The organism is Bacillus sp. NS1 (assembly GCF_058248265.1).
Window position 1 is genome coordinate 689102 of sequence record NZ_JBZAZF010000002.1, and the last position, 26576, is coordinate 715677.

Sequence of the window (26576 nt, forward strand, 5' to 3'; positions counted from 1 at the left end):
TCATAATGGAAACCATATAGTAGAATAGCTGTAACTCTATGCATTCGAAGGAGGAACTAGTGTGTCCATTGAATTAAGAACGAAATACGGGCAGATTGATATATCTAATGAAGTCATTGCGATGGTTGCAGGAGGCGCGGCGATTGACTGTTACGGCATTGTTGGCATGGCCTCTAAAAAACAGATTAAAGACGGACTGACTGAGATCCTTCGGAAAGAGAATTTCAGCAGGGGTGTCCAAGTTCGCCAAGAAGGAGAACAGATACATATTGACATGTATATCATTGTCGGCTATGGCACGAAAATTTCTGAAGTGGCACATAATGTCCAAACAAAAGTAAAGTACACAGTAAATCAAACCATCGGGCTGGCAGTGGACTCTGTTAATATTTATGTCCAAGGCGTCCGAGTGACGAACCCGTAGTTAGGAGGAGTAGGATTGTCTATCAGAACATTAGACGGCAGAACCTTTGCCGAGATGATTCTTGCGGGAGCGCAGAATCTGTCTCAAAACGCGAGTGCGGTTGATGCGCTGAACGTGTTTCCGGTGCCGGATGGCGATACTGGAACAAACATGAACCTGTCGATGACTTCCGGAGCAAGAGAAGTGGAGCAAATGGATACGGATGATATCGGAAAGGTGGGCTCCGCGTTATCTAAAGGATTGCTCATGGGAGCACGCGGAAATTCAGGAGTGATCCTGTCCCAATTGTTCCGCGGATTCAGTAAAAGCATTGAAACGAAAAAAGAAATTAATGCGCTGGAGTTTGCCGCTTCACTGCAAGCAGGTGTTGATATGGCGTATAAAGCTGTCATGAAACCTGTAGAGGGCACCATTTTAACAGTAGCAAAAGACGCTGCGAAAAAAGCGATAACACTGGCAGAAAAAGAAACCGATATCATAGCGCTCATGACTGCAGTAACAGAAGAAGCAGAGGCGTCTTTAAACCGGACCCCTGAATTGCTTCCTGTCCTGAAGGAAGTAGGAGTCGTCGACAGCGGCGGCAAAGGCCTGCTTTGTGTATATGAAGGTTTCCTTGCTTCATTAAAAGGTGAAACTGTGTCTCAGAAAGCCGTTCTTCCGTCACTTGATGACATGGTCAGTGCAGAGCATCATAAGAGCGCGCAAAGCATGATGAATACCGAAGATATTGAATTTGGTTTTTGTACCGAAGTGATGGTAAAGCTCGATCAGACAAAAAGAGAATTCGACGAAGGTGCGTTCAGACAAGACCTCAGCCAGTTCGGTGATTCTCTGTTGGTTATTGCGGATGAATCATTGGCGAAGGTTCATATTCATGCTGAAGAGCCGGGAAACGTGTTAAACTATGCCCAGCATTACGGTGAATTAATCAAAATTAAAATAGAAAATATGAGAGAGCAGCATACCTCCATCATCAGTCAGGAAAGCAAGCCTGCTGACAACAAACCGTCGGCGAAGCAGCCGTATGGCATTGTAACTGTGGTGATGGGAGAAGGCATTTCGGACTTATTCAAAAGCATCGGTGCTTCTGTTGTGATCGAAGGCGGACAGACCATGAACCCGAGCACTGAGGATATTGTCGAGGCCGTGAAATCTGTAAATGCAGAAACGGTGTTCATCTTACCAAATAACTCCAACATCATCATGGCAGCTAATCAAGCGGCCAGTGTAATGGATGAACAGGTTTTTGTCATTCCGGCCAAAACGGTTCCGCAAGGGATGTCAGCCCTGCTGGCATTTAATCCGGATCAGGAAGCTGAAGCCAACGAAGCCAATATGCTCAGCGCCATTCAGCAAGTGAAAAGCGGACAGGTGACGTACTCAGTCAGAGATACTCATATTGACGGCAAAGACATTAAAAAAGGCGACTTTATGGGAATTCTGAATGGAACGATTATCGGCACAGCTGTAGATCAGCTGTCAGCCGCGAAAATGCTGCTGTCAGAAATGATCGGAGAAAACGACGAAATTGTCACCATCCTATATGGTGAGGATGCGTCTCAGGAAGAAGCTGAGGAGCTTGAAGCGTTTCTCGGTGAAAAGTACGAGGAGATTGAGGTTGAGATCCACAACGGAAAACAGCCGCTGTATTCGTATATAGTTTCTGTAGAATAGAAGGGCAATTTGCCCTTCTATTCTTATGTCTGCTTTTAAGTGCGGCAGCGCTGTAACGCGCCCGCTTGCCATTTTATATATGATCAATTAGTCTAGAAGCAAAGCGCTTATAAGCTCTGGTTCATAAGGAGGAATAGCATGAAATACAGAAGCGTTTTTGATATTATCGGCCCGGTTATGATCGGTCCGTCCAGCTCGCATACCGCGGGAGCGGCGAGAATCGGAAGAGTGGCAAGAAGTTTATTTGGCAGGGAGCCTGAGCGCATCACTGTATCCTTTTACGGCTCTTTTGCGGAAACGTATAAGGGCCATGGCACAGATGTTGCGATTATCGGCGGATTGCTTGATTTTGATACATTCGACGAACGGATTAAAACCGCTATACAAATTGCAGAGGATAAAGGAATTGATATAGAGTTTCGGGTGGAAGACGCTGTCCCGGTCCATCCGAACACAGCCAAAATCACTATCTCCGATGAAAAGGCAGAGCTTGAGCTGACGGGTATTTCGATTGGCGGAGGAAAGATTGAAATCACAGAATTAAATGGTTTTGAACTCCGGCTGTCCGGAAATCATCCGGCCATATTGGTTGTTCATAATGACAAGTTTGGCACAATTGCCGGTGTTGCCAATGTTCTGGCGAAGTTTTCAATCAACGTAGGACATATGGAAGTAGCCCGAAAGGATATCGGCCAGCTTGCTTTGATGACAATAGAAGTCGATCAAAATATTGACGACCACGTTCTCGACGAGCTGTCAAAGCTGCCGAATATTATTCAAGTGACAAAGATTGCTGACTAGCGAAAGGTCAGGAGGAGCCAGTTATGTTTCGTAATGTAAATGAATTAATTGAGATTACTAAAGAAAAGCAAATATCCATCTCTGATGTCATGATCGCGCAAGAGATGGAGGTAACAGAAAAAACAAAAGAAGAGATTTTTCAGCAGATGGATCATAATTTGACTGTTATGGAAGCTGCGGTTCAGAAAGGACTCGAGGGAGTTACGAGCCAAACGGGCTTAACAGGCGGTGACGCCGTTAAATTACAGGCCTACATCCGATCAGGTAAAAGCCTGTCCGGCCCGCTGATTTTAGATGCTGTATCGAAAGCTGTTGCAACAAATGAAGTAAATGCAGCCATGGGAACGATCTGTGCGACACCAACTGCAGGTTCTGCCGGTGTGGTGCCTGGCACGTTATTTGCTGTAAAAGAAAAGCTGAACCCAACAAGAGAACAAATGATCCGCTTTTTATTTACAGCCGGGGCTTTCGGATTTGTTGTGGCTAATAACGCAAGTATTTCCGGTGCCGCCGGGGGCTGTCAGGCAGAGGTTGGATCAGCATCAGGCATGGCTGCTGCGGCGATTGTTGAAATGGCAGGCGGAACACCCGAACAAAGCGCGGAGGCCATGGCCATTACATTAAAAAATATGCTCGGCCTAGTGTGCGATCCTGTTGCGGGGCTTGTTGAAGTACCTTGCGTGAAACGGAATGCAATGGGCGCGTCAAATGCGATGATTGCAGCTGATATGGCATTGGCAGGCATTACAAGCCGCATTCCATGTGATGAGGTTATCGATGCCATGTATAAAATTGGCCAAACGATGCCCACTGCACTTAGAGAAACAGGCCAGGGCGGTTTAGCAGCAACACCGACAGGAAGAGAATTAGAGAAAAAAATTTTCGGAGGAGCGCTAGGTTCAAGTGAAACAACATCAGCAAACTAGTATAGCTAACATTAAGGGTATTGGGCCGGAAACAGAAAAAACATTAAATGAACTCGGTATTTATGACATTTCTGATCTTCTGAATTATTTCCCTTATCGTTATGATGACTACGAGCTGAGGGATTTAGAAGAAGTGAAGCATGATGAAAGAGTCACAGTCGAAGGGAAGGTTCATTCAGAGCCTTCTCTTACCTATTACGGAAAGAAACGAAACAGGCTGACATTTAGGGTTCTTGTCGGCAACTATTTAGTCACAGCTGTATGCTTCAACCGGCCTTATTTGAAGAAAAAGCTTTCTCTGGGCTCTGTTGTGACGGTCTCCGGTAAATGGGACAAGCACCGCCAAACCATCTCTGTTCAGGAGTTAAAAAACGGTCCGCACCAAGAGGATAAGAGTATTGAACCTGTGTATTCTGTGAAAGAAAATGTTACCGTCAAAATGATGAGACGCTTTATTCAGCAGGCGCTGAACCAATATGCAGATTCACTTTCAGATCCTCTGCCGGAAAGGCTAAAAACACGCTATAAGCTGCCAGACTATCAGCAGGCGTTACAAGCAATGCACCAGCCCGAAACAAGAGAAGCGTTAAAGCTTGCCAGACGCCGGTTTGTTTACGAAGAATTTTTGTTGTTTCAGTTGAAAATGCAGGCGTTCCGAAAGGCGGAAAGAGAGCAGACACAAGGGATATGGCAGCGTTTTTCAAACGAAGAACTCATGGGATTTATTAAAAGCCTCCCGTTTCCCCTCACAAACGCCCAGTCGCGCGTGCTCCGCGAAATAACAGCAGACATGTCTTCTCCATACAGAATGAACCGTCTACTTCAAGGGGACGTTGGATCAGGAAAAACGGCAGTTGCCGCCATTGCGCTGTATGCCGCGATCCTATCCGGATACCAGGGAGCGCTCATGGTGCCGACAGAAATTCTGGCCGAACAGCATGCTGATTCGCTCGTTTCACTATTTGAAAAGTGGGATGTCAGCGTCGCCCTTTTGACAAGCTCTGTTAAAGGGAAGCGGCGAAAAGAACTGCTTGAGCGTCTCGCGGCGGGAGAGATTGATATTCTTGTAGGAACTCATGCTTTAATTCAGGATGAGGTGGAGTTTAAGGCGCTGAGTCTTGTCATTACGGATGAACAGCATCGATTTGGAGTTGAGCAGCGTAAAAAGCTTCGGAACAAAGGGCAGGATCCCGATGTTCTCTTTATGACAGCAACTCCAATCCCAAGAACGTTAGCCATCACAGTGTTCGGTGAAATGGATGTATCTGTCATTGATGAAATGCCGGCGGGACGAAAACAAATCGAAACTTATTGGGTAAAGCATGACATGCTGGATCGTATTTTGGCATTTGTCGAAAAAGAATTAAAGCAGGGTAGACAGGCTTACATCATCTGCCCGCTGATTGAAGAATCAGACAAGCTTGATGTGCAAAACGCCATTGACGTGTACAATATGCTTTCTGATATTTTTCGTGGGAAATGGAACGTCGGCCTTATGCACGGAAAGCTGCATTCCGATGAAAAAGATCAGGTCATGAGAGAATTCAGTGCGAATCATTGTCAAATTCTTGTATCAACCACTGTTGTTGAGGTTGGCGTGAATGTTCCGAATGCAACCATTATGGTGATTTATGACGCCGACCGTTTCGGGCTGTCACAGCTTCACCAGCTCCGCGGCCGTGTCGGACGGGGGGAGCATCAATCTTTCTGCATTCTGATGGCCGATCCTAAATCAGAAACAGGGAAAGAACGGATGAGGATCATGTCGGAGACCAATGACGGTTTCGAGCTGTCTGAAAAGGATCTGGAACTGAGAGGTCCCGGTGATTTCTTCGGCAAAAAACAAAGCGGAATGCCTGAATTCAAGGTGGCGGACATGGTTCATGATTACAGGGCACTTGAAACGGCAAGGCAGGATGCTGCGAATCTTGTGGCTTCTGACGCGTTCTGGAAGGAGCCGGAATACGGTGCGCTGAGAGAGCAATTGCTGAAGAGCGGAGTAATGGACGGGGAAAAATTAAGCTGAGCACCAGAAGTTTTTGGTGTTCAGTCAGAAACAATCGTTGCATTCCAATCTATGAAATTATATACTACTATTAGTACCTAGTCTTAATTGTCCGGATGGTGTTTAGATATGAGAAGAAATAAGAAAGAACGCCAGGAATTACTTCAGCAGACGATTCAAGTAACCCCCTTTATTACAGATGAAGAATTAGCGGGTAAATTCGGGGTGAGCATCCAGACGATACGTTTGGACCGCTTAGAGCTTTCCATACCGGAGCTGAGAGAAAGAATTAAGAACGTGGCAGAGAAAACGCTTGAAGATGAAGTGAAATCCCTGTCACTTGATGAAGTTATCGGAGAAATTATTGACCTTGAGCTGGATGATCAGGCGATATCTATTTTAGAAATAAAACAGGAGCATGTGTTCAGCCGGAATCAGATTGCGAGAGGACACCATTTATTTGCACAGGCGAATTCTTTGGCTGTTGCAGTCATTGATGACGAGCTGGCGCTGACTGCAAGTGCAGACATCCGCTTTACAAGACAGGTAAAGCAGGGTGAACGTGTCGTAGCGAAAGCGAAAGTGACGGCCGTCGAAAAAGAAAAAGGGAGAACGGTTGTCGAAGTGAACAGCTACGTTGGCGAAGAAATTGTTTTTTCTGGACATTTTGACATGTACCGTTCAAAACATTCATAAAGGTGGAGCATGCATGAGAATAGCTGTAGATGCAATGGGAGGAGACCACGCTCCCAAAGCCGTTATTGACGGAGTTATAAAGGGTATAGAGGCATTTGATGATCTCCATATCACACTTGTCGGTGACAAAACAACGATAGAATCACATTTAACAACAACATCAGATCGCATCACGGTGCTGCACGCAGATGAAGTGATTGAGCCTACGGATGAACCGGTCCGCGCCGTGCGTAGAAAAAAGAACTCATCTATGGTCCTTATGGCGCAGGAAGTTGCCGAAAACAGAGCTGACGCCTGCATTTCAGCAGGAAATACCGGTGCATTAATGACAGCCGGTCTGTTTATTGTCGGAAGAATTAAAGGGATTGACCGCCCGGCGCTTGCCCCGACACTTCCGACCGTTTCAGGAGACGGATTTCTTCTCCTTGATGTCGGCGCCAATGTCGACGCCAAACCGGAGCACCTCGTTCAATACGCCATCATGGGTTCTGTTTATTCTCAGCAAGTGCGCGGTGTCACTTCACCGAGAGTCGGGCTTTTAAATGTCGGAACAGAAGATAAAAAAGGAAACGAACTGACAAAGCAGACGTTTCAAATATTAAAAGAAACAGCAAACATTCATTTTATCGGAAATGTGGAAGCGCGAGACCTTTTAGATGATGTGGCGGATGTTGTAGTAACAGACGGATTTACCGGGAATGTTACACTCAAAACGCTGGAAGGCTCTGCGTTATCTATTTTTAAAATGATGAGAGAAGTAATGACGTCTAATCTCACATCAAAGCTTGCAGCAGCTGTGCTGAAGCCAAAGTTGAAAGAAATGAAAATGAAAATGGAGTATTCGAATTATGGCGGAGCAAGTCTTTTTGGCTTAAAAGCGCCTGTGATCAAGGCGCACGGCTCATCAGATTCTAATGCTGTATTTCATGCGATTCGGCAAGCGAGAGAGATGGTCAGCCAAAATGTGGCTGCGCTCATTCAGGAAGAAGTTAAAGAAGAAAAAACAGATGAGTAGTCTGGAGGTTTTTACATCATGAGTAAGATTGCATTTTTATTCCCAGGTCAAGGATCACAATTTATCGGCATGGGGAAAGAGCTTTATGAGCAGGTGCCTGCTGCAAAACGTCTGTTTGATGAAGCGGATGAAACATTGGAAACAAAACTTAGCTCCCTGATTTTTGAAGGTGATGCGAAAGAATTAACACTTACATACAATGCACAGCCTGCTTTGCTGACGACAAGCATTGCTGTTCTTGAGAAATTTAAAGAATCTGGTATTACACCTGATTTCACAGCAGGACACAGCCTTGGTGAATATTCCGCACTGGTTGCGTCTGGCGCACTGTCTTTCAAAGATGCTGTTTATACCGTCAGAAAACGCGGAGAGTTTATGAATGAAGCAGTGCCGGCTGGCGAAGGAGCTATGGCTGCGATTCTCGGCATGGACGCTGAAGCATTAAAGCAAGTAACCGATAAAGTCACGGAGGAAGGCCATCTTGTACAGCTTGCAAATCTCAACTGTCCCGGACAAATCGTTATTTCCGGAACAGCTAAAGGTGTAGAGCTTGCATCTGAACAGGCAAAAGAGAACGGTGCAAAACGCGCCATTCCGCTTGAAGTAAGCGGTCCGTTCCATTCCGAACTGATGAAGCCTGCTGCGGAAAAGCTGAAAGAAGTATTGGACTCCTGTGACATAAAAGACGCTGGCGTTCCGGTCATCTCAAATGTTTCTGCCGATGTCATGACTGATAAAGCTGAAATTAAAGAGAAACTCATTGAGCAGCTCTACTCTCCGGTTCGTTTTGAGGAAAGCATTAACAAGCTGATTGCAGAGGGTGTTACGACTTTTATTGAAATCGGCCCCGGAAAAGTGCTTTCAGGACTTGTGAAAAAAGTAAACAGACGATTAAAAACAATTGCTGTATCAGATCCGGAAACGATCGAGCTGGCAATTCAAACGCTTAAGGAGGAGAATGAAAATGCTTAATGACAAAACGGCTATTGTTACTGGCGCATCCCGCGGAATCGGCCGCTCAATCGCCCTTGACCTGGCAAAAAGCGGCGCGAATGTTGTCGTCAACTACTCCGGCAATGAAGCGAAAGCAAATGAAGTGGTAGATGAAATCAAATCAATGGGCAGAAAAGCAATTGCTGTCAAAGCGGATGTATCAAATCCCGAAGATGTACAAAACATGATAAAAGAAACGCTTTCTGTTTTTTCTACGATTGATATTTTAGTTAATAATGCCGGAATTACAAGAGACAATCTCATCATGAGAATGAAGGAAGATGAATGGGATGATGTCATTAACATTAACCTGAAGGGTGTTTTCAACTGCACGAAAGCTGTTACAAGACAGATGATGAAACAGCGTTCAGGCCGGATTATTAACGTATCGTCTATCGTCGGCGTCAGCGGAAATCCTGGACAAGCCAACTACGTGGCTGCAAAAGCCGGCGTGATCGGTTTAACAAAATCTTCTGCTAAAGAGCTTGCAAGCCGCAATATTACGGTAAATGCGATTGCGCCTGGATTTATCTCCACTGATATGACAGATAAGCTTACAAAAGACGTTCAAGACGAAATGCTGAAACAAATTCCGCTCTCGCGCTTTGGCGAACCTGGCGACGTCAGCAGCGTTGTCACGTTCCTTGCTTCTGAGGGAGCTCGTTACATGACTGGCCAAACGCTTCATATTGACGGCGGAATGGTGATGTAAGTTTTTTTCTCAAAAATTTCATCATAGTTTCTCTAGTTTTTTAAAAACGAATCCACTATAATACTTGAGGGGAGGTGAATTGCTATGGCAGACACATTAGAGCGTGTAACGAAAATCATCGTAGATCGCCTTGGCGTTGATGAAGCAGACGTCAAACTTGAAGCTTCTTTCAAGGAAGACTTAGGTGCTGATTCCCTAGATGTAGTTGAGCTTGTTATGGAACTTGAAGACGAGTTTGATATGGAAATTTCTGACGAAGATGCTGAAAAGATTGCAACAGTCGGCGACGCTGTGAACTACATACAAAACCAGCAATAAGCTGATGCTAAAAGTCCCGCCGAAACGCGGGGCTTTAGCCCTTTATTCGTGCAGTTACTACAGCATGCCGCTTTTACGCGCGCTGTATCCGGTTTAGTCAGAGAAGCGCGGTGAACCTGATGTGCCTATGGAGGTTACTATGTCAAAACACTCACATTATAAAGATAAAAAAAAGTTCTATAAAAAAGTAGAACAGTTTAAAGAGTTTCAAGAACGGATTTCGGTTCACTTTCAAAATGAAAAGCTTTTGTATCAAGCATTTACACATTCATCTTATGTGAATGAGCATCGGAAAAAGCCGTATGAGGATAATGAAAGGCTTGAATTTTTAGGTGACGCTGTTTTGGAACTGACGATCTCCAGATTCTTATTTGCCAAGTACCCGGCTATGAGTGAAGGAGATTTGACGAAGCTGAGAGCCGCGATTGTATGCGAGCCGTCTCTCGTTTCATTGGCTCACGAACTGTCATTCGGCGACCTTGTCCTGTTGGGTAAAGGTGAGGAAATGACAGGCGGAAGAAAGCGTCCCGCACTATTGGCGGATGTTTTTGAGGCATTTATCGGAGCCTTGTATCTTGACCAGGGGTTAGAGCCGGTCGAAAGTTTCTTAAAAGTCTATGTGTTCCCTAAAATTAACGATGGTGCTTTTTCTCATGTGATGGATTTCAAAAGCCAGCTGCAGGAATATGTGCAGCGGGACGGCAAAGGCTCTTTGGAGTATAAAATCTCCAACGAAAAAGGACCTGCGCACAACCGTGAATTTGAAGCCATCGTATCTCTAAAAGGTGAACCACTCGGAGTCGGAAACGGCCGTTCAAAGAAAGAAGCCGAACAGCACGCTGCTCAGGAAGCTTTAGCTAAATTGCAAAAACACCATACGAGACAATAAAATCCCCCTGAATCATAAGGGGGATTTCAGTATGTATGCCGTCTTATTTTATCCATGTTTTATGATAGAATTGAAATACTTATTACATAAGGAGGATCGCTATGTTCCTCAAACGTTTAGACGTTATAGGATTTAAATCATTTGCAGAACGGATTTCCGTAGACTTCGTTAAAGGCGTGACAGCGGTTGTCGGCCCAAACGGAAGCGGAAAAAGCAACATCACAGATGCCATTCGCTGGGTTCTCGGAGAACAATCGGCACGGTCTCTTCGCGGCGGAAAAATGGAAGACATCATTTTTGCCGGCAGCGATTCGAGAAAGCGATTAAATCTAGCTGAAGTTACGCTTACTCTTGATAATGATGATCATTTCTTGCCGATTGACTTCCATGAGGTCAGTGTCACAAGACGTGTGTACAGATCAGGCGAGAGTGAGTTTCTGATTAACAATCAGCCGTGCCGCTTAAAAGATATTATTGATTTATTTATGGACTCTGGCTTGGGTAAAGAAGCATTTTCTATTATCAGCCAAGGGAAAGTGGAAGAGATCCTTAGCAGCAAAGCGGAGGATCGCCGCAGTATCTTTGAAGAAGCAGCCGGGGTGCTTAAATATAAAACGAGAAAGAAAAAAGCAGAAAATAAACTGTTTGAGACACAGGACAATTTAAACCGGGTAGAAGATATATTACATGAACTCGAGGGACAGGTTGAACCTCTTAAAATTCAAGCATCAATCGCGAAAGACTATTTGGAGAAAAAGAAAGAGCTGGAGCATGTTGAAATTGCGTTGACGGCCTATGATATCGAAGAGCTGCATGGTAAATGGTCAACTCTTAAAGAGAAAGTACAGCTCGCAAAGGAAGAAGAGCTTGCTGAATCGTCTGCGATTTCTGCGAAAGAAGCAAAGATTGAGGATACGCGAGACAAAATTCATGCGCTTGATGAATCAGTAAATGAGCTCCAGCAAGTCTTGTTGGTGACGAGTGAAGAGCTGGAAAAGCTTGAAGGCCGTAAAGAAGTCCTGAAAGAGCGCAAGAAAAACGCTGTGCAAAACCAAGAACAGCTTGAAGAAGCTATCGTTCAGTTTCAGCAAAAGGAAACGGTGCTGAAACAAGAGCTCGCTAAGCAGGAAGCTGTCTTCGAAACGCTTCAGGCAGAGGTGAGACAGTTAAGGGCTCAGGTAAAAGAAAAGCAGCAGGCTCTCAGTCTTCATAATGAAAATGTCGAAGAGAAAATCGAGCAGCTGAAAAGCGATTACTTTGAGCTGTTGAACAGTCAGGCTTCGATTCGCAATGAGCTTCAGCTGCTGGATGACCAGATGTCCCAATCGGCTGTTGTATTGCAGAGGCTTGCGGACAACAATGAAAAGCATCTTCAGGAACGGCGCGATATTTCTGCGCGAAAAGCTGCATGTGAAACGGAGTTTGCCCGAATTGAGCAGGAGATTCACAGCCAAGTGGGCGCATATCGTGATATGCAAACAAAATATGAGCATAAAAAGCGACAATATGAAAAAAATGAATCCGCTCTGTATCAGGCGTACCAATACGTTCAGCAAGCGAGATCGAAAAAGGACATGCTTGAGACGATGCAGGGGGATTTCTCCGGCTTTTATCAAGGTGTTAAAGAAGTGCTGAAAGCGAAAGAGCGCCTTGGTGGGATTCGCGGAGCGGTCCTTGAGCTGATTTCAACAGAACAGAAGTATGAAACGGCCATTGAAATTGCGCTCGGCGCTTCTGCCCAGCATGTTGTGACCGACGATGAACAGTCTGCCCGCAAAGCGATTCAATATTTAAAACAGAATTCCTTCGGCCGAGCGACGTTTTTGCCTCTATCAGTTATTAGAGACCGCCAGCTTCAAAGCCGGGACGCGGAAACAGCAGCCCAGCACTCGTCATTTCTAGGGGTTGCCAGTGAACTTGTCACATTTGATCCTGCGTATCGGCGCATCATCCAGAACCTTCTGGGAACCGTGTTGATCACAGAGGATTTAAAGGGAGCAAACGAACTAGCGAAGCTTCTCGGGCATCGGTACCGCATCGTAACCCTTGAGGGAGATGTCGTGAATCCGGGGGGATCAATGACGGGCGGCGCGGTTAAAAAGAAAAATAACTCGCTGCTAGGAAGAAGCAGGGAGCTTGAAGATGTGACGAAACGGCTCGCTGAAATGGAAGAGAAAACAGCACTGCTTGAACAAGAAGTCAAAACCCTTAAGCAATCCATTCAGGATATGGAGAAAAAACTGGCTGACTTAAGAGAGACCGGGGAAGGTTTAAGATTAAAGCAGCAGGATGTAAAAGGCCAGCTGTACGAACTTCAAGTTGCTGAGAAAAATATCAACACCCATTTAGAGCTCTATGATCAAGAAAAATCTGCTCTGGCAGAAAGCGATGAAGAGAAGAAAACGCGCAAACGCAAGCTGGAAGAAGAACTTTCCGCCGTATCAGAAAAGATGAAACTGCTTGAAGAGGATATTGACAGACTAACGAAACAAAAACAAACACAATCTTCAACAAAAGAGTCTCTCTCCAACGAGCTGACTGAGCTGAAAATCACAGCTGCCAAAAAAGAGCAGGCATGTAAGGGTGAAGAGGACAACCTTGCTAGATTAAAAAAAGAGCTCACAGAAACAGAGTTTGCGTTAAAAGAAGCGAAAGAGGACTTAAGCTTCTTAACGTCAGAGATGTCATCAAGCACCAGCGGTGAAGAAAAGCTTGAAGAAGCCGCAAAACATAAATTGAATGACAAAACGAAAACAATCGAACTGATTGCGTTAAGACGCGATCAGCGTATCAAACTTCAGCATGGGCTTGATACATATGAGCGTGAGCTGAAAGAAATGAAACGCCTGTATAAACAAAAAACAACGCTCTTAAAAGACGAAGAAGTCAAACTCGGCCGGATGGAAGTTGAGCTCGATAATTTACTCCAGTACTTGCGGGAGGAATACAGCCTGTCCTTTGAGGGGGCAAAAGAGAAATATCAGCTTGAAACTGATCCAGAGGAAGCCAGAAAGCGCGTGAAGCTGATTAAGCTCGCAATCGAAGAGCTGGGCACCGTAAACCTCGGAAGCATAGATGAGTTTGAGAGGGTCAACGAACGGTATAAGTTTCTGTCAGAGCAAAAAGAAGATTTGACAGAAGCGAAAAATACCCTGTTCCAAGTGATTGAAGAAATGGATGAAGAAATGACGAAACGCTTTAACGACACATTCGTTCAAATCCGTTCACACTTTGATCAAGTCTTCCGCTCCTTATTCGGAGGAGGGCGAGCTGAACTGAGGCTCACCGATCCTAATGATCTGCTTCACTCAGGAGTCGAGATTATCGCACAGCCGCCGGGGAAAAAACTGCAAAACTTAAATCTTCTGTCAGGAGGAGAGCGTGCGCTTACTGCTATAGCGCTCTTATTCTCAATCTTAAAGGTTCGTCCTGTGCCGTTTTGCGTCCTTGACGAAGTAGAGGCTGCGCTTGATGAAGCGAATGTGTTCCGATTTGCGCAGTATTTAAAAAAATACAGCAGCGATACCCAGTTTATCGTGATTACCCACAGAAAAGGGACAATGGAGGAAGCGGATGTGCTATACGGTGTAACAATGCAGGAATCCGGTGTTTCCAAGGTAATCTCAGTTAAGCTGGAAGAAACAAAAGAATTCGTTCAGTAACGAGGAAAGAGGTTAAAAGATGAGCTTTTTTAAAAAATTAAAAGAGAAAATCACAAAACAGACAGATTCCGTATCTGAAAAGTTTAAGGATGGCCTTGAAAAAACAAGAAACTCCTTTCAAAACAAAGTGAATGATCTTGTATCCCGTTACCGTAAAGTGGATGAGGATTTCTTCGAAGAGCTTGAAGAGGTTCTCATCAGCGCGGATGTCGGTTTTACAACCGTTATGGAATTAATAGATGAGCTGAAAAAAGAAGTGAAACGAAGAAATATTCAAGATCCGATGGAAGTCCAGTCTGTTATTTCTGAGAAACTGGTTGAGATTTATAACAGCGGAGATGAGCAAATTTCTGAGTTGAACATTCAGGATGGGCGTTTAAATGTAATCCTTTTGGTAGGTGTAAACGGAGTCGGCAAAACGACAACAATCGGAAAGCTTGCTCATAAATTGAAGCAAGAAGGAAAATCTGTTGTTCTTGCTGCCGGAGACACATTTAGAGCGGGAGCCATTGAACAGTTGGAAGTATGGGGAGAGCGTACGGGAGTGCCTGTCATTAAGCAGGCGGCCGGAAGCGATCCTGCGGCTGTCATCTACGATGCTGTACATGCTGCAAAAGCAAGAAATGCCGATGTATTAATCTGTGATACGGCAGGGCGTCTCCAAAACAAAGTAAACCTGATGAAAGAGCTTGAAAAAGTGAAGCGCGTTATCGAAAGAGAAGTGCCTGAAGCGCCGCATGAGGTGCTGCTTGCCCTTGATGCCACAACCGGCCAAAACGCAATGGCGCAGGCGAAAGAGTTCTCTAAAGCAACAAACGTTACTGGCATTGCATTAACAAAACTTGATGGTACGGCAAAAGGCGGTATCGTCCTCGCGATCCGCAACGAACTTCAAATCCCGGTTAAATTAGTCGGGTTAGGTGAAAAAGTTGATGATCTCCAGGAATTTAATGCTGAATCGTATGTATACGGCCTCTTTTCAGATTTAGTGGAAAAAGCCGACGATTAAGAAAAGGCCCTCGCATTTGGGGGCCTTTTTCTTTTTTATCTTCTCACTTGATAGGCGAAATGATAAAGGCTGTTATCAGTGGATACCAGTCTTGAATCTCCTGAATAAACTCTGAATGGGATGATGTCATAGTAATGAACGGAAACAGATGTGTAATATGTGTAGTACCCAGCAGCCGGCCCCAAATACATTGGAACCTCAAACGTTCCGTTTACATCGGTTGTTCCTGAAGCTGTTTGTGTTGTATTTCCGACTTTCGTATCTGCTTCAAATCGTACTGGAGCGTTCGGCACCGGCTGTCCGTTTTGGTCGAGTAATTTTCCGCTTATTGTAATATTGTATTTGACTCGCCAAAATTGGCCTTGGCCGTAATTGATTTTACCGTAAACCCCTCCATCTGTGCTGATATTTGTGATTGAAGCCTTATAAGGCGCCTCAGCAGCGTCTGCTTGTTGTGCCGGGGCAATGATTGTAAACACGGCTGCCAGGCACAACATAAACAATAAACTGATTTTTTTCATAAAATATCCTCCTTTAAATAGGGTTCATATACAACATCGGAATAAATTGGATTATATTTAGCGTATTTTGGAAAAAAGTAATCGCTGCTTTGACAAGATAAAAACTTGACAGTCTCAATAAAACCGTGTAAACTAAGTTATCGTAAAGGGATTTGACTTAACAAAGGGGAGAGCTCAAATGTCACTCGAAAAGACAACGAGAATGAACTATCTGTTTGATTTTTATCAGTCGTTGTTGACGTCAAAACAGAAGAGCTATATGTCGCTTTATTATTTGGACGATTTCTCCCTAGGCGAAATAGCCGAAGAATATGAGGTTTCAAGACAAGCTGTTTATGATAACATCAAACGAACAGAAGCGATGCTTGAACAATATGAAGAAAAGCTGCTCCTTTTGAAAAAGTTTCAGGAGCGTAAAGAGATGTTTAATAAGCTGAAGGAGCTTGCTTCCGGTTCAAACGAAGAGGAAGAAATTACAGCTCTGATTGAAGCGCTTGAGAAATTAGATTAGGAGGCGGCAAACTATGGCATTTGAAGGATTAGCCGACCGACTGCAGCAGACGATTTCTAAAATCCGCGGAAAAGGGAAAGTCAGCGAACAAGATGTAAAAGATATGATGCGTGAGGTTCGTCTTGCGCTGCTTGAGGCTGACGTTAACTTTAAAGTAGTCAAGGATTTTGTCAAAAAAGTAAGTGAACGCGCTATCGGCCAAGACGTCATGAAAAGCCTGACGCCTGGCCAGCAGGTCATTAAAGTTGTTAAAGAGGAACTGACTGAGCTGATGGGCGGCGAAGAGAGCAAAATCGCCGTCGCAAAAAAGCCGCCGACTGTTATTATGATGGTCGGTCTCCAGGGTGCCGGTAAAACGACAACAAGCGGTAAGCTGGCGAATCTGCTGCGCAAAAAGCATAATCGCAAACCGATGCTGGTTGCTGCCGATATTTACCGTCCGGCTGCGATTAAGCAGCTGGAAACGCTCGGCAAACAGCTTGACATGCCTGTTTTCTCTCTTGGTGATCAGGTCAGTCCTGTAGAAATAGCTAAACAGGCTATTGAAAAAGCCAAGGAAGAACATTATGATTATGTCATTTTGGATACGGCAGGCCGCTTGCATATTGACCATGAACTGATGGATGAACTGACCAACGTGAAAGAAATCGCGAATCCGGAAGAAATCTTCCTGGTTGTCGATTCAATGACCGGTCAGGACGCTGTAAATGTTGCCAAAAGCTTTAATGAACAGCTCGGTTTGACCGGTGTTGTCTTAACTAAGCTTGATGGAGACACACGCGGCGGTGCTGCGCTTTCTATTCGCGCAGTCACAAACACGCCGATTAAGTTCGCTGGTTTAGGCGAAAAACTTGATGCATTAGAATCGTTCCATCCTGAACGCATGGCATCAAGGATTCTCGGCATGGGCGACGTGCTGACATTGATTGAAAAAGCACAGGCCAGCGTCGATGAAGACAAAGCCAAAGAGCTGGAACAAAAAATGAGAACGATGAGCTTCACATTGGACGATTTTCTGGAGCAGCTCGGGCAGGTCAGAAACATGGGGCCGCTTGATGAGCTACTGCAGATGATGCCGGGTGCAGGTAAAATGAAAGGCTTGAAAAACATCCAAGTTGATGAAAAGCAGCTGAATCATGTGGAAGCGATTATCAAATCAATGACTGTTCTTGAAAAAGAACAGCCTGAGGTGATCAATGCCAGCCGGCGGAAGCGGATTGCAAAAGGAAGCGGGACATCCGTGCAGGAAGTCAACCGTCTGCTTAAGCAGTTTGACGAAATGAAAAAAATGATGAAGCAGATGACAAACATGTCAAAAGGTAAGAAAAAAGGGTTTAAGCTACCTTTTATGTAATCGGTTATACATGATAAAACCGTTGTTAAGAAAAAACACTTTACAAACACTTTTATCATTGTTAATATACTATCTTGTTGAAATATTTTCGGAGGTGCTAGTAAAATGGCAGTAAAAATTCGTTTAAAACGTATGGGAGCAAAAAAATCTCCTTTCTATCGTATTGTTGTAGCAGATTCTCGTTCACCACGTGACGGCCGTTTCATCGAAACAGTCGGAACTTACAACCCGGTTGCAAAACCAGCGGAAGTAAAAATCGACGAAGAGCTTGCTCTTAAATGGCTTCAAACTGGAGCGAAACCATCTGATACAGTTCGCAACTTGTTCTCTAGCCAAGGAATCATGGAAAAATTCCACAACGCTAAACAAGGCAAGTAATGACCGATCAACACTTGGAAGATTTGATTGTCCAAATTGTGACGCCGCTTGTTGATCATCCAGATGACATTCGCGTCATAAGAGAAGAAACCGATCAAAAGATTGCGCTGCGCTTATCTGTCCATAAGTCAGATACCGGTAAAGTTATCGGAAAGCAAGGCCGGACTGCAAAAGCGATTCGAACAGCTGTATTTGCAGCTGGCGCACAGTCTTCTAAGAAAGTTCAATTTGAGATATTTGACTAAAAGGGAGAGGGCCGGCACCTCCCCTTTTTTTACACGCAAAAAAAGGGTAAACTGATAGAAGCTTAGGCAGAATAAAAAAGCCCTGAGCCAAAAAAAGTTTTAAAAGCGGGGAGCTTGGTGCGATGCAAATTATTCACCGTGTAGCCGTTATGCAAGTCTTAACCGAGCGCAGCAAAGAAAAGCTTTTAGCTTCTTTTGCCGAAAAGAAACAAATGCTTGAACGAGAATGCAGCCAGCTCTATTTTCAGCTTAGAAAACATGAGAAAGAACAGCAAAACCCAGATATGATAGAACAATTTAAAAAGGCAATAGAAAAGCGAAAAGATAACATAAAAATAATCGATTTTCAAATTGCTCAAGTACATACATTGCCGCTTGGCAGTGAGATGAAAGAAAAGGAAGTCGATGCGCTGCTGACGATTGAAGCCGGTGATGACTGGCATGAGAAAACAGCAGCAAACACCATCGTCATAAAAGACGGAAAAGTAATTGAAATTCGCCAGAGGTGATTATATGACAAAGCGATGGTTTAATGTAGGTAAAATCGTAAATACCCACGGAATTAAAGGCGAAGTGCGGGTGATCTCGAAAACAGATTTTGCCGAGGAACGGTACAAGCCGGGCAACACGCTTTATTTGTTTATAGACGGCCGTAACGAACCAGTAGAAGTAACGGTTAACACGCACAGACTGCATAAGCAATTTCATCTGCTGCAGTTTAAAGAAAGACCAAGCCTGAATGATGTAGAAGAACTGAAAAACGCAATCATTAAAGTTCCTGAAGAAGATTTAGGAGAGCTGAATGAGGGAGAATTTTATTTCCACGAAATCATTGGGTGCGAAGTATTTACCGAAGACGGCGAACTAATCGGAAAGATCAAGGAAATTTTGACGCCGGGAGCTAACGACGTATGGGTCATCGGCCGAAAAGGGAAAAAAGACGCGCTAATTCCTTACATTGAATCGGTGGTCAAACATATCGATGTCAGCGGAAAGAAAATTGAGATTGAACTCATGGAAGGATTAATAGACGAATGAAAATCGACTTTTTGACGCTGTTTCCCGAAATGTTCGAAGGTGTGCTTGGTTCATCAATTCTTCAAAAAGCCCAGAACAAAGATGCGGTGCAGTTTCAGGTCGTAAATTTCCGGGAGTATTCTGATAACAAGCACAATACTGTTGATGATTATCCTTATGGCGGCGGCGCTGGCATGGTTCTCAAGCCTCAGCCTGTTTTTGACGCTGTCGATGACCTGACATCAAAGGCAGCAGCTGCTCCGCGTATTATCCTCGTATGCCCGCAAGGTGAGCGTTTTACCCAAAAAAAAGCCGAACAATTAGCGAAGGAAGAGCATTTGCTGTTCATTTGCGGCCACTATGAAGGCTATGATGAACGCATTCGCGAGCATCTGGTGACGGATGAAATATCCATTGGTGATTTTGTTCTGACGGGCGGTGAGCTTCCTGCCATGATGATTGCAGACAGTGTGGTCAGACTGCTTCCGGGTGTGCTGGGCAAAGAAGCTTCCCATATTGAGGATTCATTCAGCACCGGTCTTTTAGAACACCCGCATTATACAAGACCGGCAGATTACAAAGGTCTAAAAGTGCCTGAAACACTTCTATCAGGAAACCATGCAAAAATCGAAGAATGGCGGAATAAAGAATCGATCAGGAGGACCTATGTAAGGCGTCCGGATCTTTTGAAAGACTACCCGCTTACAGAGCAGCAAAGAAAATGGATTTCTGAATGGGAAAAAGAATAGATTTTATTGCATAGCCTATGAAATTGTGATAAGATACTACTTGTGGCTTAAGCGGGCTTATCCGCTGCAAGCTTGAAAACGATGTTCCGCTGTGCCGGGTTTTGTGGTCAAGAGCATCTGTTGGAAGGAGTTGAAAACGATGCAAAAACTAATTGAAGATATCACAAAAGAACAGCTTCGTACTGATCTTCCTGCGTTCCGTCCTGGTGACACTTTACGTGTACACGTTAAAGTTGTTGAGGGTAACCGTGAGCGTATCCAGATCTTTGAAGGTGTTGTGATTAAGCGTCGTGGTGGTGGAATCAGCGAAACGTTCACAGTTCGTAAGATTTCTTACGGTGTTGGCGTTGAACGTACTTTCCCTGTACACACACCAAAAATCGCGAAAATCGAAGTTGTACGTTACGGTAAAGTACGCCGTGCTAAGCTTTACTACCTGCGTGAACTTCGCGGAAAAGCGGCTCGTATTAAAGAGATCAGACGATAATGATAACGAACGAAAAGAGCTTGTTACCTGTAACAAGCTCTTTTTTTATACAGAATTTGAAAATGCCGGACAAGCATCGTAAAATACATAAAGGACAACAAAGAATCATGCATACTGAAGAGATAAAGGCGGTGTTCGTGTCACATGACAATTCAATGGTTCCCGGGCCATATGGCAAAGGCAAGAAGGGAAGTAACCGAAAAATTAAAATTAATCGATATTGTATATGAATTGGTAGATGCTAGAATTCCAATGTCATCAAGAAACCCAATGATTGAAGATATTCTAAAAAACAAGCCACGAATTATGCTGTTAAACAAGGCTGACAAAGCAGATGCGGCAGTTACACAGCAGTGGAAAGAGCATTTTGAGAACCAGGGGATCCGCTCCCTGTCCATTAATTCTGTAAACGGACAAGGCTTAAATCAAATTGTGCCGGCATCAAAAGAGATCCTTCAAGAAAAATTTGACCGGATGAGGGCAAAAGGTGTGAAGCCGAGAGCAATTCGCGCTTTGATTATTGGTATTCCAAACGTAGGAAAATCAACGCTTATCAACCGGCTGGCAAAGAAAAACATAGCAAAAACGGGAGACAGACCTGGTATTACGACATCACAGCAGTGGGTCAAAGTTGGAAAAGAATTAGAGCTATTAGATACACCCGGGATTTTATGGCCTAAATTTGAGGATGAGCTTGTCGGCTTAAGGCTGGCCGTCACCGGGGCTATTAAAGACTCGATTATTAACCTGCAGGATGTGGCCGTGTTTGGTCTTCGTTTTCTCGAAGAACATTATCCTGAACGGCTGAAAGAGCGTTACGGCCTTGATGAGATCCCAGAGGACATTGCAGAGCTGTTTGATGCTATAGGTGAAAAGCGCGGCTGTCTCATGAGCGGAGGGCTCATTAACTACGATAAAACGACTGAGGTCATCATTCGCGATATCCGCACTGAAAAGTTCGGCAGGCTGTCATTTGAACAGCCGACTATGTAAAGGCGCGCAGAAATGCGGGTCTTTATTTTTTCCTGACCGAACCGATACATATAGTAAGGGAGAAGAGAAAGTGAATACATTAACCGTAAAGGACATTAAAGACCGTTTACAGGAAGTGAAGGATGAGCAAGACCCATTTCTTGCCCAATGCGAAAACGACCCCAGAAAAAGCGTTCAAACGCTTGTAGAGCAGTGGCTTAAAAGGCAGGCGAAAGAAAAAGCGCTGAAAGAACAATGGGTGAATATGACTTCCTATGAAAGGCTGGCAAGAAACAAAGGATTTCGCTTGATAGCAGGTGTTGACGAGGTCGGCCGGGGGCCACTGGCAGGACCCGTTGTCGCCAGCGCAGTCATCCTTCCAGAGGAATGTGAAATACTTGGGCTGACAGACTCCAAAAAGCTTTCAGAAAAAAAGCGTGAGGAATATTACGAGCTTATTATGAAAGAAGCACTGTCGGTCGGGATAGGAATTGTAGAAGCTTCTGTCATTGATGAAATCAATATATATGAAGCTTCAAGGATGGCAATGGTGAAAGCGATACACGATTTGTCAGATACACCTGATTATTTGCTTGTTGACGCAATGACGCTGCCGCTCGACACGGAGCAGTCGTCAATTATAAAAGGCGATGCCAAAAGCGTGTCTATTGCTGCAGGTGCGTGTATCGCGAAAGTGACGAGGGACAGGATGATGAGCGCTTATGCCGAAACATACCCCATGTACGGCTTTGAAAAAAATAAAGGCTATGGGACAAAAGAGCATCTGGAAGCTCTCGCCGCATACGGCCCAACTGAATTGCACCGCAAAACTTTCGCTCCTGTTCAATCCTTCAGATAAACCGATGGACAAGGAGGCACCTTTTTTAAATGAATATACGAAATGATGTGCAAAAGGCGCTGCAGCACCTTTTGGGAAATACAGCAGTCCCGCAGGAAACATCAAATGTCAGCGAAGCGCTAAACGGGGAGAAGCGTCTCCTTTTAGGAAAGGTGCTTCGTTTATTAGGAGATCAGCATGCGCTGATCCAAGTCGGCAATCAAACTGTCCAGGGAAAACTTGAAACCCAGCTTCGCCCACAGGCGTACTATTGGTTTTCCTACGAAAAAACAACAGCAGAACAGACAGGCCGTCTTCAGGTCGTTCAAAGCTTCGAGCAAAACCCCAAAACAATTCAGGATGCAGCTGGCAAGCTTTTAAATGCCATTTCGGTAAAACCTTCAAACGCTGCTCTAATGATGACGGGAGCGATGCTGAAGAGCAAAACGCCCGTAACAGAAAATGATATCAAAACAGCTGTCCGCTGGATGGAGACGTTGCCAGCGCCAGATGCAAAAAAAGCGATTGAAACCGTTCTGTTCGCTTTAAAGCGCGAGCTTCCCATTCACCCCGAGATTTTGAGCGGTGTTCATGCTGTGAAATCGCCTGTTCCGCTGCATCAGTACGTATCCAGGCTGCTTCAGGCAATCAATCAAAACCCTCAGCAGAGCCAAATGACGTCAAAGCTAAAAGAAGCAGTTACGGCACTTTTTAATAGTGAAATCGATGTCCATGCAGAACGTCTGATCGATAAACTTGTCTCTTTAACAGACAATACCAAAGCAGCTTCTTTAAGGAATACAGCTGGAAACAGGGAACTTAGCGCACCAGCCGGCCCTCCCGGAAAGACCAACTTGATGCCTGTAAACCACACAGCGGAACAGAAAAACATACAAGGAGAGCCAGTTAAAACAGCAGCAGACATTCCAATCAAAGAAGCCCGCCAGCTGCTGACAAAGCTAACGGAATCTGCTGAAAAAAACAGTCTTCAAATTGTGAAAGAAGCAGCAAATTGGATTAAAGCGGTTGCTTCATCGGGTGATAGGAAGTCACCAGAAGCTTCAGCTGTTTTACAGGCGGCACAAGTCACAGATCAGGAAGCCGAAGTCTTTTTAAAGGCTGTTCAGCAGACAGCACCTAATTTGGCGGATAAAGCAGATGTTCATTCTTTCTTATCCAAAGTGAAAACAGCAATCGGTGCAAGGGACGAGCTTGCATTCATTAAAGCGTTTGAACACGGAAGCGCAGTCACCCCTGACGAAATACAATCCATCAAGCTGGCTCTTCATGCCGCAAGAGCGTCGCACGAGGTAGCTGAACCTGTCAAACAGGAAGCCGATCAGCTTTTTCATAAATTAAACGGCCAGCTTTTCATGCAGCAGGACCACCCGTCATACAGCCAAATTGTGATGTCATTTCCGCTGTTTTCGAAGTCAGGGGTTCAGGACATGACTGTTCTGTTTAAAGGAAAGAAAGAAGCGGATGGAAAACTTGATCCTTCTCATTGCCGTCTTTTGTTTTTGCTGCAGCTGGATACGTTAAAAGAAACGGTCGTCGACTGTTTGATACAGCAAAAAGTCATGACAATTACAATTGAGACTGATTTTGAGCTTCAGGCCGCGATCGATCCGATGGTGCCCGCGCTTAAACAGGGTCTGAAGAAAATGGGATACAGTCTTTCAGGAGTAAATGCTAAAAAAAGGATTCACTCCGAAGGGAAGGCTGCAATTGATCAATATGTAACAAGCATCAGTGATCAGGAAGTGGATGTGAAAATATGAAAAAGCAGACGCCGATCAGAAAAGCTGTGGCTCTCCATTATGACGAACAAAAAGACAAGGTCCCGAAAGTGATTGCAACAGGAAAGGGCCATGTAGCTGACAACATTATCAAAGAAGCGAAAAAGGCAGGGGTCCCGATTCAAGAAGATCGGACCCTTGTCGAATTAATGCGCCATTTGACTGTAGATGATCAAATCCCGGAGGCTCTTTATGAAACAGTAGCTGAGATTTTTTCGTTTATTTACAGATTGGATGAAAGCGTAAAAAACAAAAAATAGCTAAAATATTCCCCATCCTCCGTTTGAAATTTATGTTTTTAATAAAATAAAAGTTTGAATGTTTAGAAGGATTTAAAGATTTTACATCGAACTCTAGACAATTCTTCCAGTATTATTATAGAATGAAAGCGCAGTCTATTTTAGTTTTGTTACATAAGTTAGGAGGATGGGAAATGAATATCCATGAGTACCAGGGAAAAGAAGTCCTCAGAAAATATGGGGTATCTGTTCCTGAAGGTAAAGTGGCTTTTACAGCAGAAGAAGCAGTTGAGAAAGCAAAGAGCTTATCCAGCTCGGTTTATGTCGTAAAGGCTCAAATTCATGCTGGCGGTCGAGGCAAAGCTGGTGGGGTAAAAATAGCAAAATCATTAGACGAAGTGAAAGTGTATGCCGAAGAACTCTTAGGGAAAACCCTAGTTACACATCAGACGGGTCCGGACGGCCGAGTAATAAAACGCTTACTTATTGAAGAAGGCTGCGATATTAAAAAAGAATACTACGTGGGGCTTGTGCTTGACCGCGCCACTTCTAGAATCGTTCTGATGGCTTCTGAAGAAGGCGGAACGGAAATTGAAGAAGTAGCGGAGAAAACACCGGAAAAAATCAAGAAAGCTGTCATTGATCCGGCTGTCGGCCTCCAAGGCTATCAAGCCAGAGAAATCGCATTCGCTATTAATATTCCAAAAGAGCTTGTGGGGAAAGCTGCTAAATTTATGCTTGGACTATATAAAGCGTTTGTTGAGAAGGACTGCTCAATCGCCGAAATCAATCCGCTCGTTGTTACCGGCGACGGAAATGTGATGGCGCTTGATGCCAAATTGAATTTTGACAGCAACGCGTTGTACAGACAAAAGGACATTATGGAATACAGAGATTTGGATGAAGAAGATCCGAAAGAAATCGAAGCGTCCAAATATGACTTAAGCTACATTTCCCTTGATGGAAATATCGGCTGTATGGTAAACGGCGCGGGACTTGCAATGTCCACAATGGATATTATCAAACATTATGGAGGAGAACCGGCCAACTTCCTTGATGTTGGAGGCGGTGCAACCGCAGAAAAAGTCACGGAAGCATTTAAAATCATTCTTTCTGATCAAAACGTTAAAGGGATTTTTGTCAACATTTTCGGCGGCATTATGAAATGTGATGTCATCGCAGAAGGGGTTGTTGAAGCGACAAGACAAGTCGGTTTGACATTGCCGCTTGTTGTCCGTCTTGAAGGCACAAACGTGGACCTAGGGAAGAAAATCCTTAGTGAATCAGGATTAAATATTACATCTGCGGAATCAATGGCTGACGGCGCGCAGAAAATCGTATCCTTAGTTTAGGAAAGAATGAAAGGCAGGGGACCAGATAATGAGTGTTTTTATTAATAAAGATACAAGAGTTATTGTGCAAGGGATTACAGGTTCTACCGCTTTATTTCATACGAAGCAGATGCTCGAATACGGCACAAATATCGTAGGCGGTGTAACACCTGGAAAAGGCGGAACTGAAGTGGAAGGTGTTCCTGTATTTAATACAGTGGCTGAAGCAGTTCAAACGACCGGCGCTAACGCGTCTGTTATATATGTGCCGGCACCGTTTGCAGCTGATGCGATTATGGAAGCTGTAGATGCGGAGCTTGATCTCGTGATTTGTATTACAGAGCACATTCCGGTTTTGGACATGGTGAAGGTCAAACGCTTTATGGAAGGCAAGAAAACGAGACTGATAGGGCCCAATTGCCCTGGTGTCATTACGCCTGAGGAATGTAAAATCGGCATTATGCCTGGATATATCCATAAAAAGGGTCATGTAGGCGTTGTATCGCGTTCAGGAACATTAACATACGAAGCGGTGCACCAGCTGTCAGAAGCGGGTGTAGGACAATCTACAGCTGTTGGAATCGGCGGTGATCCTGTAAATGGAACAAACTTTATTGACGTTTTAAAAGCGTTTAACGAAGATCCTGACACACATGCTGTCATCATGATTGGCGAAATCGGCGGTACTGCCGAAGAAGAAGCGGCAGAGTGGGTAAAAGCCAACATGACAAAACCGGTAGTTGGTTTTATCGGCGGGAAAACAGCACCTCCAGGGAAGCGCATGGGGCATGCAGGCGCCATTATTTCCGGCGGAAAAGGGACAGCTGATGAAAAAATCAAAACCCTAAATGCATGCGGTATCGAAGTTGCAGAGACACCTTCTGTAATGGGTGAAACCCTAATTAAGGTGCTGAAAGAGAAGAACTTGTTCGAAACTTGCAAAACGCATTAATAAAGAAGGGACAGCCGTCAAGGCTGTTCCTGCTTTTTCTGTCAAAAGGAGGTCAATAT

The 26576-nt window shown here is 44.5% G+C and carries 28 protein-coding genes; 27 read left to right on the forward strand and 1 reads right to left on the reverse strand.

What is annotated here, in order from left to right; all coding sequences use genetic code 11:
• Positions 1-61: 61 nt before the first annotated feature.
• From AC4CV5_RS09075 to ftsY, 13 genes are all read left to right on the forward strand, one after another.
• Positions 62-424, forward strand: coding sequence for an Asp23/Gls24 family envelope stress response protein (locus tag AC4CV5_RS09075; protein WP_166853052.1), 363 nt, complete (start codon positions 62-64; stop codon positions 422-424).
• Between the two features lie 15 nt (positions 425-439).
• On the forward strand, positions 440-2098 hold the full coding sequence (locus AC4CV5_RS09080) for a DAK2 domain-containing protein (protein ID WP_166853050.1): 1659 nt from the start codon (positions 440-442) through the stop codon (positions 2096-2098).
• Positions 2099-2236: 138 nt separating this feature from the next.
• Complete coding sequence (sdaAB, locus tag AC4CV5_RS09085; protein ID WP_490922549.1) at positions 2237-2899, forward strand: L-serine ammonia-lyase, iron-sulfur-dependent subunit beta; 663 nt, start codon at positions 2237-2239, stop codon at positions 2897-2899.
• Positions 2900-2922: 23 nt separating this feature from the next.
• Positions 2923-3825: an L-serine ammonia-lyase, iron-sulfur-dependent, subunit alpha gene (gene sdaAA, locus AC4CV5_RS09090; RefSeq protein WP_166853047.1), complete on the forward strand. Its 903-nt coding sequence runs from the start codon at positions 2923-2925 to the stop codon at positions 3823-3825.
• Entirely contained in the window at positions 3803-5851 is a 2049-nt protein-coding gene (gene recG / locus AC4CV5_RS09095; RefSeq protein ID WP_490922551.1) for an ATP-dependent DNA helicase RecG, read from the forward strand. The genes sdaAA and recG overlap by 23 nt, the downstream gene beginning before the upstream one ends.
• A 108-nt stretch (positions 5852-5959) precedes the next feature.
• Positions 5960-6526, forward strand: a complete 567-nt coding sequence (gene fapR, locus AC4CV5_RS09100) for a transcription factor FapR (RefSeq protein WP_166853041.1) — start codon at positions 5960-5962, stop codon at positions 6524-6526.
• A gap of 13 nt (positions 6527-6539) precedes the next feature.
• Positions 6540-7541, forward strand: a complete 1002-nt coding sequence (gene plsX / locus AC4CV5_RS09105; protein WP_166853038.1) for a phosphate acyltransferase PlsX — start codon at positions 6540-6542, stop codon at positions 7539-7541.
• An 18-nt stretch (positions 7542-7559) separates the two neighbouring features.
• Complete coding sequence (gene fabD / locus AC4CV5_RS09110; RefSeq protein ID WP_326220542.1) at positions 7560-8513, forward strand: ACP S-malonyltransferase; 954 nt, start codon at positions 7560-7562, stop codon at positions 8511-8513.
• Positions 8506-9246 (forward strand): 3-oxoacyl-[acyl-carrier-protein] reductase, encoded by a 741-nt coding sequence (gene fabG / locus AC4CV5_RS09115; RefSeq protein ID WP_326220540.1) that lies wholly within the window; start codon positions 8506-8508, stop codon positions 9244-9246. Before fabD ends, fabG begins: the two co-directional genes overlap by 8 nt.
• A gap of 84 nt (positions 9247-9330) precedes the next feature.
• Positions 9331-9564 carry an acyl carrier protein gene (acpP, locus tag AC4CV5_RS09120; protein ID WP_003154310.1) on the forward strand — a complete coding sequence of 78 codons (234 nt, stop codon included), beginning with the start codon at positions 9331-9333 and terminating at the stop codon, positions 9562-9564.
• Between the two features lie 139 nt (positions 9565-9703).
• Positions 9704-10453: a ribonuclease III gene (gene rncS / locus AC4CV5_RS09125; RefSeq protein ID WP_014113767.1), complete on the forward strand. Its 750-nt coding sequence runs from the start codon at positions 9704-9706 to the stop codon at positions 10451-10453.
• 101 nt (positions 10454-10554) lie between these two features.
• A complete protein-coding gene (smc, locus tag AC4CV5_RS09130; protein ID WP_490922556.1) occupies positions 10555-14115 on the forward strand; it encodes a chromosome segregation protein SMC in 3561 nt (1186 codons plus the stop codon).
• A gap of 19 nt (positions 14116-14134) precedes the next feature.
• On the forward strand, positions 14135-15124 hold the full coding sequence (ftsY, locus tag AC4CV5_RS09135; protein ID WP_166853026.1) for a signal recognition particle-docking protein FtsY: 990 nt from the start codon (positions 14135-14137) through the stop codon (positions 15122-15124).
• A gap of 35 nt (positions 15125-15159) precedes the next feature.
• Here ftsY and AC4CV5_RS09140 read toward each other — a convergent pair whose 3' ends face one another.
• Positions 15160-15645 (reverse strand): Ig-like domain-containing protein, encoded by a 486-nt coding sequence (locus AC4CV5_RS09140; protein ID WP_490922559.1) that lies wholly within the window; start codon positions 15643-15645, stop codon positions 15160-15162.
• Positions 15646-15823: 178 nt separating this feature from the next.
• On the opposite strand from AC4CV5_RS09140, the gene AC4CV5_RS09145 reads away from it, so the two are divergent.
• From AC4CV5_RS09145 to sucD, 14 genes are all read left to right on the forward strand, one after another.
• A complete protein-coding gene (locus AC4CV5_RS09145; RefSeq protein ID WP_166853020.1) occupies positions 15824-16156 on the forward strand; it encodes a putative DNA-binding protein in 333 nt (110 codons plus the stop codon).
• A 13-nt stretch (positions 16157-16169) separates the two neighbouring features.
• Positions 16170-17510, forward strand: coding sequence for a signal recognition particle protein (gene ffh, locus AC4CV5_RS09150; protein ID WP_166853017.1), 1341 nt, complete (start codon positions 16170-16172; stop codon positions 17508-17510).
• Positions 17511-17615: 105 nt separating this feature from the next.
• The gene (gene rpsP / locus AC4CV5_RS09155) at positions 17616-17888 is read left to right on the forward strand and encodes a 30S ribosomal protein S16 (protein WP_003220815.1); all 273 of its coding nucleotides are present in this window, start codon (positions 17616-17618) and stop codon (positions 17886-17888) included.
• Positions 17888-18133, forward strand: coding sequence for a KH domain-containing protein (locus tag AC4CV5_RS09160; RefSeq protein ID WP_075746093.1), 246 nt, complete (start codon positions 17888-17890; stop codon positions 18131-18133). Before rpsP ends, AC4CV5_RS09160 begins: the two co-directional genes overlap by 1 nt.
• A gap of 122 nt (positions 18134-18255) precedes the next feature.
• Complete coding sequence (locus AC4CV5_RS09165) at positions 18256-18642, forward strand: YlqD family protein (RefSeq protein WP_014113772.1); 387 nt, start codon at positions 18256-18258, stop codon at positions 18640-18642.
• Positions 18643-18646: 4 nt separating this feature from the next.
• Entirely contained in the window at positions 18647-19171 is a 525-nt protein-coding gene (rimM, locus tag AC4CV5_RS09170) for a ribosome maturation factor RimM (protein WP_326220532.1), read from the forward strand.
• On the forward strand, positions 19168-19899 hold the full coding sequence (gene trmD / locus AC4CV5_RS09175; RefSeq protein WP_490922564.1) for a tRNA (guanosine(37)-N1)-methyltransferase TrmD: 732 nt from the start codon (positions 19168-19170) through the stop codon (positions 19897-19899). Before rimM ends, trmD begins: the two co-directional genes overlap by 4 nt.
• Positions 19900-20038: 139 nt before the next feature.
• Positions 20039-20386 carry a 50S ribosomal protein L19 gene (gene rplS, locus AC4CV5_RS09180; protein WP_003220825.1) on the forward strand — a complete coding sequence of 116 codons (348 nt, stop codon included), beginning with the start codon at positions 20039-20041 and terminating at the stop codon, positions 20384-20386.
• A 144-nt stretch (positions 20387-20530) separates the two neighbouring features.
• Entirely contained in the window at positions 20531-21379 is an 849-nt protein-coding gene (gene ylqF / locus AC4CV5_RS09185; protein ID WP_009967235.1) for a ribosome biogenesis GTPase YlqF, read from the forward strand.
• A 70-nt stretch (positions 21380-21449) separates the two neighbouring features.
• Positions 21450-22217: a ribonuclease HII gene (rnhB, locus tag AC4CV5_RS09190; protein WP_490922567.1), complete on the forward strand. Its 768-nt coding sequence runs from the start codon at positions 21450-21452 to the stop codon at positions 22215-22217.
• A gap of 29 nt (positions 22218-22246) precedes the next feature.
• The gene (locus AC4CV5_RS09195; protein ID WP_490922569.1) at positions 22247-23977 is read left to right on the forward strand and encodes a hypothetical protein; all 1731 of its coding nucleotides are present in this window, start codon (positions 22247-22249) and stop codon (positions 23975-23977) included.
• Positions 23974-24255 carry a FlhB-like flagellar biosynthesis protein gene (locus tag AC4CV5_RS09200; RefSeq protein WP_222142821.1) on the forward strand — a complete coding sequence of 94 codons (282 nt, stop codon included), beginning with the start codon at positions 23974-23976 and terminating at the stop codon, positions 24253-24255. The genes AC4CV5_RS09195 and AC4CV5_RS09200 overlap by 4 nt, the downstream gene beginning before the upstream one ends.
• A 173-nt stretch (positions 24256-24428) precedes the next feature.
• Positions 24429-25586 carry an ADP-forming succinate--CoA ligase subunit beta gene (gene sucC, locus AC4CV5_RS09205; protein WP_166852996.1) on the forward strand — a complete coding sequence of 386 codons (1158 nt, stop codon included), beginning with the start codon at positions 24429-24431 and terminating at the stop codon, positions 25584-25586.
• 28 nt (positions 25587-25614) lie between these two features.
• Positions 25615-26517 carry a succinate--CoA ligase subunit alpha gene (gene sucD, locus AC4CV5_RS09210; RefSeq protein ID WP_024572248.1) on the forward strand — a complete coding sequence of 301 codons (903 nt, stop codon included), beginning with the start codon at positions 25615-25617 and terminating at the stop codon, positions 26515-26517.
• The last annotated feature ends 59 nt before the right edge of the window (positions 26518-26576 follow it).